Origin of the sequence: Pseudoalteromonas sp. UCD-33C (assembly GCF_001306895.1) — a bacterium.
Lineage (GTDB): Bacteria > Pseudomonadota > Gammaproteobacteria > Enterobacterales > Alteromonadaceae > Pseudoalteromonas.
Genome location: NZ_LJTB01000006.1, coordinates 16,631 through 28,461, shown reverse-complemented (window position 1 = coordinate 28,461; position 11,831 = coordinate 16,631). Strand labels below are relative to the sequence as shown.

14 protein-coding genes are annotated in these 11,831 nt (G+C 43.5%); 6 read left to right on the top strand and 8 right to left on the bottom strand.

Annotated elements, in window-relative coordinates; translation table 11 throughout:
- Positions 1 to 99: 99 nt before the first annotated feature.
- Positions 100 to 642, top strand: a complete 543-nt coding sequence (locus tag AOG26_RS12760) for a PH domain-containing protein (RefSeq protein WP_054562834.1) — start codon at positions 100 to 102, stop codon at positions 640 to 642.
- Here the strand turns inward: AOG26_RS12760 and AOG26_RS12755 are convergent.
- Entirely contained in the window at positions 639 to 983 is a 345-nt protein-coding gene (locus AOG26_RS12755; RefSeq protein WP_054562833.1) for a rhodanese-like domain-containing protein, read from the bottom strand. The two genes, AOG26_RS12760 and AOG26_RS12755, sit on opposite strands and share 4 nt — an antisense overlap.
- A gap of 1 nt (position 984) precedes the next feature.
- On the bottom strand, positions 985 to 1,173 hold the full coding sequence (locus AOG26_RS12750; RefSeq protein ID WP_054562832.1) for a YgaP family membrane protein: 189 nt from the start codon (positions 1,171 to 1,173) through the stop codon (positions 985 to 987).
- 133 nt (positions 1,174 to 1,306) lie between these two features.
- Between AOG26_RS12750 and AOG26_RS12745 the strand changes: the two genes are divergently transcribed.
- Genes AOG26_RS12745 through AOG26_RS12735 form a run of 3 tightly spaced genes read left to right on the top strand, consistent with a single transcriptional unit; the run spans position 1,307 to position 5,954 of the window.
- Positions 1,307 to 1,612: an ArsR/SmtB family transcription factor gene (locus AOG26_RS12745; RefSeq protein WP_054562831.1), complete on the top strand. Its 306-nt coding sequence runs from the start codon at positions 1,307 to 1,309 to the stop codon at positions 1,610 to 1,612.
- 3 nt (positions 1,613 to 1,615) lie between these two features.
- Positions 1,616 to 4,903, top strand: coding sequence for an efflux RND transporter permease subunit (locus tag AOG26_RS12740; RefSeq protein ID WP_054562830.1), 3,288 nt, complete (start codon positions 1,616 to 1,618; stop codon positions 4,901 to 4,903).
- The gene (locus tag AOG26_RS12735; protein ID WP_054562829.1) at positions 4,893 to 5,954 is read left to right on the top strand and encodes an efflux RND transporter periplasmic adaptor subunit; all 1,062 of its coding nucleotides are present in this window, start codon (positions 4,893 to 4,895) and stop codon (positions 5,952 to 5,954) included. The genes AOG26_RS12740 and AOG26_RS12735 overlap by 11 nt, the downstream gene beginning before the upstream one ends.
- Here AOG26_RS12735 and AOG26_RS12730 read toward each other — a convergent pair.
- The 3 genes from AOG26_RS12730 to AOG26_RS12720 are packed head-to-tail and all read right to left on the bottom strand — an operon-like array spanning position 5,947 to position 7,879.
- Positions 5,947 to 6,624 carry a nitroreductase family protein gene (locus AOG26_RS12730; protein WP_054562828.1) on the bottom strand — a complete coding sequence of 226 codons (678 nt, stop codon included), beginning with the start codon at positions 6,622 to 6,624 and terminating at the stop codon, positions 5,947 to 5,949. The genes AOG26_RS12735 and AOG26_RS12730 overlap by 8 nt on opposite strands.
- A 29-nt stretch (positions 6,625 to 6,653) precedes the next feature.
- Entirely contained in the window at positions 6,654 to 7,016 is a 363-nt protein-coding gene (locus AOG26_RS12725) for a DUF5329 domain-containing protein (RefSeq protein WP_235575493.1), read from the bottom strand.
- Between the two features lie 8 nt (positions 7,017 to 7,024).
- Positions 7,025 to 7,879 (bottom strand): endonuclease/exonuclease/phosphatase family protein, encoded by an 855-nt coding sequence (locus tag AOG26_RS12720; protein ID WP_054562826.1) that lies wholly within the window; start codon positions 7,877 to 7,879, stop codon positions 7,025 to 7,027.
- Between the two features lie 175 nt (positions 7,880 to 8,054).
- Between AOG26_RS12720 and AOG26_RS12715 the strand changes: the two genes are divergently transcribed.
- Together AOG26_RS12715 and AOG26_RS12710 are read left to right on the top strand one after the other, a co-directional pair.
- Positions 8,055 to 8,369: a Bor family protein gene (locus AOG26_RS12715; RefSeq protein ID WP_054554401.1), complete on the top strand. Its 315-nt coding sequence runs from the start codon at positions 8,055 to 8,057 to the stop codon at positions 8,367 to 8,369.
- Complete coding sequence (locus AOG26_RS12710; RefSeq protein WP_054562825.1) at positions 8,366 to 8,689, top strand: Bor/Iss family lipoprotein; 324 nt, start codon at positions 8,366 to 8,368, stop codon at positions 8,687 to 8,689. Before AOG26_RS12715 ends, AOG26_RS12710 begins: the two co-directional genes overlap by 4 nt.
- Here the strand turns inward: AOG26_RS12710 and AOG26_RS12705 are convergent, their stop codons facing one another.
- The 3 genes from AOG26_RS12705 to AOG26_RS12695 are packed head-to-tail and all read right to left on the bottom strand — an operon-like array spanning position 8,690 to position 11,794.
- Positions 8,690 to 9,928 carry an ABC transporter permease gene (locus AOG26_RS12705; protein ID WP_054562824.1) on the bottom strand — a complete coding sequence of 413 codons (1,239 nt, stop codon included), beginning with the start codon at positions 9,926 to 9,928 and terminating at the stop codon, positions 8,690 to 8,692.
- Positions 9,921 to 10,628, bottom strand: coding sequence for an ABC transporter ATP-binding protein (locus AOG26_RS12700; protein ID WP_054562823.1), 708 nt, complete (start codon positions 10,626 to 10,628; stop codon positions 9,921 to 9,923). The genes AOG26_RS12705 and AOG26_RS12700 overlap by 8 nt, the downstream gene beginning before the upstream one ends.
- Positions 10,628 to 11,794: an efflux RND transporter periplasmic adaptor subunit gene (locus AOG26_RS12695; RefSeq protein WP_054562822.1), complete on the bottom strand. Its 1,167-nt coding sequence runs from the start codon at positions 11,792 to 11,794 to the stop codon at positions 10,628 to 10,630. The genes AOG26_RS12700 and AOG26_RS12695 overlap by 1 nt, the downstream gene beginning before the upstream one ends.
- Positions 11,795 to 11,831 lie beyond the last annotated feature (37 nt).

Below are 11,831 nucleotides of genomic sequence, written 5' to 3'. Positions count from 1 at the left end.
CTTTCCCTGCAGTACCCTTAAGCCGGGCTTTTGCTCGGCTTTTTTTGTATTTAATGAAAAGTTTGTATATTGTCATAACTCTCTATCAAGGAGCCTATGATGACAGAAACCAGTTTAACGAGTGCTAGCTTTGATCCAAAAGTAAAACAATATTGGTTATTACTGGGTATTTTTACCTGTGTGATTAGTATGGTAGGGATCCCTTTCATTCCCATAGTTGCGTTAATAATCTGGCTGGTGGCAGGGCGTATTTTAGCGGCGATGTCAGCCACGTTGTTAACGCGTAAGTTAGTGGTAAAACGCGGTGTCTTCTTTAAAGAAGAAAAATCGATCCCACTTGAAAAAATAACCGATGTGGCACTTAGCCAAGGTCCTTTAATGCGTCAATTTGGCCTTTATCGACTGAGTTTTGAAACGGCAGGTCAATCAGGACAAGGTGCATTGGTATCATTGCTCGGAGTGGTTGATGCTGAGAAGTTTCGCGAAGCAATCTTGAAACAAAAAGATGAAATGACTCAAAGCAGCAGTGCTAAGGTTGAACATCAACCTGAAGATACTCAGTTAGAACTGCTGCGCTCACTTACTTATAGCGTAAAAAACATTGAACAAATGTTAGTTACGCTATTAGATGAAAAGCGTTAAAAAACCTGACAGATTTGCTCTGCATTACAGGTGATTACAGTGACATTTTCGTAGCCAACACGAGTCAGTGCTTCGGCACTTAGTGTGGCGCGGGCACTACTTGCACAGTGTAAGTAAATGGGTCTTGCAGGATCTTTTTCAATTTCCATTAATTTCATTTCAAGTACACCACGCGGGATATTAATTGCACCTGTTGCTGCTTTAGTTGCGTGCTCAGCAGGTTCTCGTACGTCTATTAATAAACCGTGGTTTTCGCTTAATTCTTGTTTTGCTTGGTCAGCGCTAATGCGGCGCTGGTTTGGGGCAATAATTTTCATTAAGTCAGGAATTGGGGTCAGCATACTAATCCTCCATGCCAAGTTTGCGTAAAATGGTGATCATTGGGCACCACTTAGTGAATGCCGATTGAATTAAGTTTAGAGCAATAAATACCGTAAACCAAATCCACAGCGGACTGTGAAACTGTTGTAGCAACAATGAAATACAGATCATTACACCAGCAATTAGGCGAAGCGCGTCATTTAGTTTCATAATAAGACCTCGATAACAGAGTGATGTATTTAATATATTAGATAACTCTACATTAGTAAATTCTAATATTAGACTTTTCTAATATATCAATCTATACTTTAGCGGTATTTTAAGAATATAGAGTAGTGTGATTATGAACATCGATTTTGCGGCTATGGCCGACAATGTGGAACAAGCAGAGCAAATGCTAAAGATATTGGCGAATAAAAATCGTTTGATGATCTTATGTTCGCTCCAAGATGGTGAAATGAGCGTGAGCGAATTAAACGAAGCTGTGCCGTTGGCGCAGTCTGCATTATCGCAACACTTAGCGGCGCTGAGAAAAGCTCAGATAGTTGCGACTCGACGCGAAAGCCAAACTATTTATTACCGCGTGGTGGATGAAAATGTGGTATCAATCTTAGCGACCCTACATGGCTTATTTTGCAAAGGTAATTAAGCAATGAATGCTATCGATAATGCAGTAAAAAACAGCTTGAGCGGTCGCCTCCCTGTCATTATTTTTATTATGTCGGTGCTGCTTGGTTTAATGGCATTAAAGCAAACACCCCGTGAAGAAGAGCCGCAAATTGTGGTTCCGATGCTTGATATATATGTGGCAGCGCCAAACGTTGAAGCGCCAGAAGTAGCAAGGCTGGTAACTGAACCATTGGAAAAGTTATTGGCGCAGTTAACGGGCGTCGAGCATATTTACTCGACTACACAAAGTAATGCTACTGTTGTTACTCTTCGCTTTGAAGTCGGTCACGATCGTGAGCAAGCCATCCTCGACACTTACGCTAAACTCTATAGCTATCAACACACGATGGCGTCAGTGATCAGCTCATGGCAAATACGTCCGGTTGAAGTGAACGATGTACCCATTGTGATGCTGGGCTTATTTAGTAAAGATCCAAAACTTTACGATGATTATCAACTTACCCGCTTTGCTAACGAAATCGCTAACAGTTTACAGCGCATCGAAAATACCAGCGAAGTGAAAGTGATTGCAGGTAGAACTCGTCAATTAACGATTAACCTTGATGCAAGTGCTCTTGCTGCACATCAAACAACCCTAACCGATGTGTATTATGCGCTTAGCGTATCTAACCAATTAGTGAATGTGGGCAGTGTTGTTGAGGGTAAGCAGCAAATTGCCTTACAAGTGGGTGATGTTTTACGCTCTCAATCTGCGATTGAACGTCTTGTTGTCAACGTGGTAAACGGTAAGAGTGTTTATCTAAGCGATGTGGCCCAGGTGAGTGATGGTCCAAGCGAAGCACAAAGTTATCAATGGTTGGCTCATTCAGATAACCAACAACAATTTCCTTTAGTGACCATTAGTGTCGCTAAGCAAGCAGGTACCAATGCGGTAGCTGTAGCCAACGAAGTGCACAGCATGATGGACAGTTTATCGGCTAATCTACTACCAGATGAAGTGGGCTACACCGTACTGCGTGACTATGGCCAAACAGCGAACGAAAAAGTAAATAACCTTACCTCGAGCTTAGTGTTTGCGGTATTTACCGTGGTTATTTTTGTTGGCGTATTTTTAGGTTGGCGACCAGCGATTGTTGTGGGGCTAGCGGTACCTATTTGCTACGGCATCACCCTGACACTTGATTTTGCCTTTGGCTATACGATTAACCGAGTCACGCTGTTTGCATTAATACTTTCTTTAGGTCTATTGGTTGATGATCCCATTACTGGGATAGACAACATAAGTCGCTTTTTAACAAAAAAAGGCGATAAAAAACAACGCATAGTTGATGCCATGAGCGAAATTCGTGTGGCGCTGTTTATGTCTACATTGACCATTATGGTGGCATTTATCCCACTTGCATTTATCACCGGCATGATGGGGCCGTATATGGCACCGATGGCATTTAATGTACCGGTTAGTGTGATGGTTTCGACTATAGTGGCATTTTTTGTCACGCCATGGTTGGCCATGAAATTACTAAAAGCGCCAGTCGATGACAGCATGCAACTAGAAGCTAATCCCCATAGCTTATACGAGCGCATGTTATCGCCATTACTTGAGTCTAAAGGCCGCGCCAAACTCGTTTTATGGACCACATTAGCTTTGTTTATCGCCAGTGCCATGTTACCCGTAATGCGTGCAGTGCCTCTAAAGCTATTACCGTTTGATAATAAAAACGAGTTGCAAGTTTTAATTGATATGCCAGAAGGCACGAGCCTTGAGCAAACCGCCGCTTTCACTCGACAAGTACAAACCATCACTTGGCAATTAAATGAAGTAAGCGAGGCGGCAGCCTACGTTGGTCAGCCATCAAGCATGGACTTTAATGGTATGGTGCGTGGCTATTATCGACGTGAAGCTGCTAATTTAGCTGAGCTCAGAGTATTACTGCTCGATAAAACTGAGCGTGATCATCAATCTCATGGCGTGGTCATGCGCTTGCGAGCGGCATTAACGCCACTGGCAACCGATGGCATTGTTATTAAAGTGGTTGAAGTGCCACCGGGTCCGCCGGTTTTAAGTACCTTAGTGGCTGAAGTTTACAGTGAGCCATTTGTTGATACAGACACTCACTATCAAGCAGCCCTTGCTGTTGCTGCAAGATTAAAGCAAGAGCAGCATGTGGTTGAGGTTGATACCAGTATTGCTGCCAATGCGCCGTTACAACGTTTTGTTACTGATAAAAGTAAAGCGTCATTGTCGGCGGTGTCTACGCAAGATATTGCCCAGACCTTAGCCATTGCCTCGCATGGGCAAAATGTTGGGGTGTTATATGTTAGCGGCGAAACAGATCCTGTCGATATAAAACTGCAACTACCATATCAAGACCGTAACCAATTTGCTCAATTGCTGGCATTACAAGTTCGTGGTGATAGGGAGCTTGCAAAAACCAGTGACGAATTTGGGCTGCAAAGTGCACCGCGGCCGCTGGTGGCGCTATCTGAGTTAGGTGAATTTCAGCATCAAGAGGTTGCCAAGCCAATTATGCGTAAAGATCAGCGTAATGTTGTATATGTTATGGCTGAGCTAAATGGTCGTACACCCGCTGAAATTATTGCTGACGTTAATGCCGACTTAGGCATCAGCGCTGACGAATTTAGCCAAACAGATTGGCAAAGTAGGCACTTTTTCAATAATGGTGGTGGCCAAGCTTGGCAATTACCAGCTGGCACTGACGTGACCTTTAGTGGTGAAGGTGAATGGCGAATTACCATCGATGTATTCAGAGATATGGGGATTGCCTTTGCGTTTGCGCTAACAGCAATTTTTATCATCCTACGCATTCAAACAAACTCTGCCAGTTTGTCACTGATCATCATGTCGGCTATTCCATTAACCGTAATAGGGATCATGCCGGGTTTTTGGCTTTTAAATCAATTTGGAGAGCGCAGCATTGCTGGTGCTCCAGAGCCGGTGCTATTCACCGCAACAGCCATGATAGGCATGATTGCACTTGCCGGTATTGTGGTTCGTAACTCACTTATTTTAGTTGAGTTTATTAATCAAGCTCGCGGCCAAGGTATGGCAATTAAACAGGCTTTAATCGCCGCAGGCACCGTGCGTATGCGCCCTGTATTACTGACTGCGGGAACCACCTTATTAGGTAACTTGGTGATCACCCTAGATCCGGTATTTAGCGGTCTAGCGATCGCAATTATTTTTGGTATTGTGGCATCAACATTGTTCTCATTATTTGTTGTGCCGCTGGTTTATTATTTAGTGTTTGCAAAGGATGCAGCCAAAGAGGAACAAGCTCATGCAGGGTAAATCAAAACTTATTGGTTCAATCATCGCGTTATCTGTGATCATTGTGGCGGTACTTTACATGGCAGGCAGTTTTTCTGATAAGCAAGCTGCAGGCATGAAAAACCCATCGGCAAATGATTACACTGGCCAGTTAGTGACAGTGACACTGGCAAATATTGCTCGTGATGAAGTTGTACCGGGCACCGTGATTGCAAAACAAAATACGCAAATCTCTTCTCGTGTAATGGCACAAGTTGAGCGTTTAAATGTACGCGCTGGCGATACTGTAAAACAAGGTGACGTGCTAATTACCTTGCAGCAAGATGACTTTAAAGCTGGGCTTGCTCAAAGCGAAGCACAAATAAATGCAATTAATGCCTCGCTGACTCAAGCGGAGAAACAACTAAAGCGTATTAACGACTTATACAAGCAAGGCTTGGTATCTGTTAGCGAATACGACGATGCAAAAGCAAGGTTCGATAACTTAACTGCGAACCTAGCGATTGCTAAGCAGCAGCAAACACAAGCGCAAGTTGCACTGAGTTTTACGCAAATTAAAGCGCCGATTTCAGGTGTTGTGGTTGAGCGTTTTGCAGAGCCTGGCGATACCGCAACGCCTGGCACGCCATTACTCGCACTGTATAACCCACAACAATTGCAATTAGCATTTAATGTCAGAGAACAACAAGCAATTAAGTTGAATGTTGGGCAAACTCTAACGGTTAAATTACCTGCTTTATCTACGTCAATGCCTGCCACAGTGACAGAAATTGTACCCGTTGCTGATAGTGCTGCGCGTAGTATGGAAATCCGTTTAGAAACAGATGCGCAAACTGGATTAATGCCTGGGCTTTATGCACAATTACAATTACCGCTCGCCACTGAAAAAGGGGTGTTGATTGAGTCAAGCTGGGTGCACCAATATGGCCAATTGAGTATGGTCTATTTACTTGAAAATAATCAGATAGTGCGTCGCTATGTGCGCCTTGGTGAAATGCTCGATGGTAAGCAGCACATCGTTTCAGGTTTAAACCCGGGTGATGTGCTGGCTGTTGATTTTAAAACTAAATAAAGGTCGCTATTTCGTCCAGCGACTTTTTCACTAAGGCATGCTCAGGGATGGTTGCATCTGTGCCTGGGTAGCCTGCAATTAGCAGCATGTAAGGGCGCTCATTATCTTTATCACGGCCACAAATTTCGGTTAAAAAGCTCATTGGCTTTGGTGTATGCGTGAGGGTGGCAAGACCAGCTCTGTGTAGTGCTTGAATTAAAAAGCCGGTTGCTAGGCCAACAGATTCATGAACATAGTAATTGGTATTTTTGTCATCGGCAGAAATACCGCCTTTCTTTTGACTAAACACGGCAATTAGCCAAGGTGCATGCTCAAGGTAGGGCTTACTGGCATCGGTGCCAAGTGGTTTTAAGGCATCTAACCATTCTTCACCCGCGCGACCTTCATAAAATGAGCGCTCTAGTTTTTCAGCGGCTTCACGAATTTGTTTTTTCACATTGCTGCTGTGTATTGCTACAAAGTGCCAAGGTTGATGATTGGCACCACTTGGTGCAGTGCCAGCCGCTCTAATACAGGTTTCGATTATTTCTTTTGGCACTGGGCGGTCGCTAAAGCTGCGAATACTGTGGCGACGCTGACTCACGGCTAAAAACTCTTCGGCGCGTTTAAGCATCTCGTCATGAGGGTACTCAATAAAGTCATTGAGTGGCTGATTTTTGTGTTCTTGCATGGCTTTTCGCTTCTTGTGTGTTGATGATTTTAATTATGAATATGTTGGTTTCGGCGGTACTCTTTTAATTCATTGCTCAACCAATCTTTTGCATTGAGTAACGACCCATTGCTGAGTCTTACTTTATAGGGCTTACCGCTCCATGAGCTTTTACTCGCCAGATTCTCGATAAACTTTTCGGCAGTTTTTGCATAGCGGGTTGCTTTTCGATACTTCATAGCAAGGTGTTCGGCAGCATCTTGGCTTGAGTGCTCTGTACCATTGCGAATAAATACGGCATCGCTCTTAGCGACAAAATCAATGAGGTGATTTATCTCTTGTTCTGGGGTGGCTGCATCACTGAATTGGCTAATGCTCAATAATATTAACGCGATAAACCAATATCTTCTCATACATAATCTCATAGCGTTTGATGCTCTATCGTCAAGGTTGCAATTATTGGGTTATGATCTGAGCTTGCAAACTCAGGTACAACGGTAGTTTCTATTTTGACACCACGCACCCATACTTGGTCAAGTGCTAATCCAAATGCTTTGGTGCGCTTATCATCTAAATAAATAGCTTCGTGCAAACCTAGCTGGGTCAATGTTTGCTGTAATAAGGCTTGGCGCTCATCACTCCAGGTATTGAGATCACCGGCAAATACGATTGGGCCCTTATGCGTTCGCATAATAGCGGCGGCATCGTTGAGCTGTTGCTTAAAGTCACTAACGCCAATCGTAAAGTTAATGGCATGTAGGTTAATACTGAGTAATAACTGTTGTTCAGGCAGCGCATACTCCACAATATTGGTGGCTTTTGGGCTACGTAGCCAAGGCTCTTTATGGGTGAGTGTACAATGTACAGTAGCTGGCCAGCGGCTGAGTGTCATAACCCCTGATTGCACGCTACCGCTCTTATACCCTTTAGCAAAGCGCCAGTAAGGTTTTAGCTTTGTAAGTGCAGGTTCTTCGATAGCTTCTTGTAGTAACACAATATCAGCATCGGCATTTAGGTTTTGTAAATCTGTGAGTAAGCCATCTATTTGTGCTTTGTAGATATTCCAACTCAATAACTTGAACTGATAGGGCAAAATATAATGTTCAGCGTAAGTTTGCATGCGGCTTTGCGCTAATTGCTGTTGGCAATTAGCAAGGTTCACAGCGGTTTTGGTTATACCTTGTTGCTCATCAGAGCTAGGATCGCTTGAAAAGCTATACCAAGACAGCACACTCAAGCACACAAGTAATAAAAATATACGCAGATATGCCGTCATAATGACCTTTAGTTACTTTCCTTGAGAGTTAGTCGTCGATAGCCTCAGTTTAGTTCAAAGGCTAAATGTTAGAAACTGTAGTATTTCCTACAATTTTTATACGCTTTCTTACCCAAAATGTGTACTCATATTCTTATACTTACTGAGCTTAACAACTCAGACAAAGGAACTACTTATGAAACAAATGGCCTGTATGCTGCTTGCCTTATCGGTGACAGCGTGTTCATCAGTCACCATAGTGCCAGAAAAAACAACCAATAAATTAGCCACTAAAGCTGATTACCAAGATAGCCGCCCATTCTTTTTGTGGGGCCTTGTTGGTGAAGAGCGCGTTGATGTAAAGGCTATTTGCCAAGATAAAAAAGTTGCCCAAATGCAATCGCAACAAACATTCGCTGATGGCGCATTAGGACTTGTTACACTCGGAATTTATGCTCCTCACACAGTAAAAGTATGGTGTGAGCAACAAGCACAGGAGCAACAACTATGAAAAGCCTACTAGTAACAACTGTGTTAGTAGCAACCTTAAGTGGTTGCACAAATATCTACTTTGATAATGGCAGTGCTGCACAAGCCAATAAAGCGCCTGCAACAGAGCAATGGCATCATAACTTTGCCGCAGCGCTTTACGAAGGTTCAAAGCCTGTCGACTTATCTGAGGAGTGTCCTGATTCCGAATGGCAAACCGTTCACACTTATAAGTCGTTCACCAATGGCTTAGCTGAAGTTGCAGTAAACCAAGTTGGGCCTATTTGGTACCCGAAAACAGTTGAAATAAGCTGCGCTCAAGTACCTTATAAGCCAGACTAGTTATTCATAACGCAGCGCATCAATTGGGTTTAAGCGTGCCGCTTTAATAGCGGGCGCTAAGCCAAACACAATACCAATCAATGAAGTAAAGCCAAATGACAGCATAATCGCCCAACCCGGTATGTAGGCATCTGGCATGCTCGGCACTGATAACGAAATCAGTGCCGCAGCACCATAACCAATCGCTAAACCAATTAAACCACCAAACAGTGATAGCACCACCGCTTCAACTAAAAATTGCAGCATAATAAAGCCAGGTGTTGCCCCTAATGCTTTCAAGGTGCCGATCACACGCGTACGTTCTGTTACCGAAACCAGCATGATATTCATCACTCCAATACCACCAACTACCAGGCTGATACCCACTATCCCCGCGGTAATTGCGGTAGCACTTCCGGTAAATTTATCGATATTAGCACGGGCTTTTTCGGCGGTTTCAAATTCAAAGTCGTCATCTTCACCGTCTTTCAGTTTATGTAATTGACGTAAGATACGGCGAATTTTACCCAATACTTGCGCTTCGTTAGCATCGTCTTTCAACCGAAACATCATTTGTACATTGGTATCAACACTGCCGCCTTCTAGCGCACTCATGGTACTTATTGGAATATTAATGTAATCGTCTTGGTCAAAACCTAATAAACTACCTTGTTTTTCAGCAACGCCAATAATGCGAAACCACTCACCACCGAGTTTGATATATTCACCTACAGGGTTTTCAGGCAGGTTAAGCTTTTCGATAATTGAAGGGCCAATAAACGCCACTCGACGGCGTTTTTCATCATCTTCTGCGCGAATAAACCGCCCGAGTTCTGGGTAGGTGCGATAAGCTTTTTGGTAGTCTTGCTCGGTGCCCATTACCCGTGAAGCATGACTTTTATTGCCATACTCTGCTGCACCAGAAAAGCGCCAAGTAAACATTAGCGCAGTAAAGGTTTCGGCTTCTTTCACTCGGGCTTTTAGAGTTAAAAAGTCGCTGTAGGTTAACTTTGCTTGTTGACCTACCATTTCTTTTTCTACGCTAGTGTAAGGTTTTATATTGGTGACATCGGGAGACATATCAGCAAGCTGATCATTAATTTGCTTGGTAAACCCTTGCATCACTGCCACCACGGTCACAACCGCTGCAACACCAATAATAATGCCTAAGCAGGTAAGGGCACTGCGCATCGCATTGGCTTTAATTGCCATCAGTGCGGCTTTTGTACCTTCCATTACAGCGATAGCAGATTTAAACATGTTGTCTTGTTCCTTCGCCTTTACGGGTATCACTAACAACCTTGCCATCAACTAAGCGAATAACACGTTGGCAGTGATCAGCAATATCTTGTTCATGAGTAACCAAAATGATGGTGTGCCCTTCGTTATGAAGTTCATCAAACAGCGCCATGATTTCAGTGGTGGTTTTACTATCTAAGTTACCGGTAGGCTCATCACCAAGTAGAATGTGGGGCTTAGTAACCAGTGCGCGAGCTATAGCGACACGTTGACGTTGGCCACCAGAAAGCTGGCTCGAAAGGTGATTTACCTTATCGCCAAGACCAACCCGTTGTAATGATTCGAGCGCTTGTTGCTTTCGCTCTTTGGCAGAAATAAATCGATACACTAAGGGCTGCATAACATTTTCAAGGGCGGATGCTCGTGGTAATAAGTTAAAGCTTTGAAAAATAAAGCCAACACTTTCATTACGCTGATGAGCAAGCTCCGTTTCGGTCATGCGCTTTACTAGCTTATCTTTTAAATAGTAGTCACCACTGGTGGGAGTATCTAAGCAGCCAAGCAAGTTCATCAGGGTTGATTTACCTGAACCCGAAGGGCCAATAATGGCAACATACTCATTTTGTGCAATTTCAATATTAATATCATCAAGGGCTTTGAAAACTTGTTCGCCCATTTTGTATTGTTTATTGATATTACTGAGTTTGATCACCGCAGACATTAGTTAGCACCTTTTTCAGGGCTGTTTTTAACGGCTACAGTATCACCCTCTTTTAGTGAGCTAAGTGGTCTAGCTGGGCCGATAACAATACGATCTCCTTTTGCAACACCGCTGGTTAGTGCTTGTTCGATATCTGAAGAAATACCTACCGTAACAGCTGTTTTAGTTACTGTATTATCTGCATTAAGCTTCCAGACAAAGTAGCTATCATCCTCTTTTTGAATAGCTTCAATAGGCAGTTTTAAGCCATTTTCGGCAATGCTTGTGGCGATTTCTGCGCGGCAGCTCATTCCGGCATAAAGCTGGCGGTCAGTGGCATCAAGCAGTACTTTGACTTTAAATGATAAGCCCTGAGAACCGGCTTGATTTTTTGCTGATGTGCCAATGTTTATTACTTTGCCAGTGAAAGGTTGATTTGGGTAAGCGGCGGCATAGATATCTGCATGTTGGTCTAATTTGATACCGGCAATATCGGTCTCATCCACTCGAAGCTCGGCTAATATTGCGCTTGGATCAGCTACTAGCATCAAGTCTGAGCCAATAATGTTAGTTGTTCCCGCAATAACAGTTTCACCTTCTTTAATATTTACCGAAGCAAGTAGGCCACTCATTGGAGCGCGAAACACGCTTTTATTTAAACGGTCTTCAGCAATCAATAACGATGCTTGGGCTTGGTTGTAAGCTTCACGTCTTGCTTCAATATCTATTTTTGCTAAATCGCGGGCATTTTGTAGGTTTTCATACACTTCTTGGCCTGCAAGGCCCACTTCATAAAGCTCTTTCTGGCGGCTTAGTTGACGCTCGATATTTTTTAATCGGGTTTCGCTATGCTTTATATCGATTTCGGTCGCGCGAAGCACGGCCTTGTTGCGTGCAACTTCAGATTCAAACGCGGTCGTATCTAGGCGCATTAAAATATCGCCCTCAGTGACACTTTCGCCTTCTTCAACAAACACTTTCGCTACACGGCCTGTCACTTCTGAGCGCAGTTGCACTTGGGTATTAAACACGAGGTTGCCAGAGGCTAAAATTGAATCGGCAATATTGCCTTGTTCAACTTCTGCAATATGCATTTCTGGTGCATCTTTATTGCCTGTGACTTGTTTTGAAATCAGTAAAGCGACAAATGCTGTAACAGCGAGGCCAATAATAATGGCTTTTTTCATGTTACTTCCTTGGTAGTTAAGAGCGGCATATCGCCGC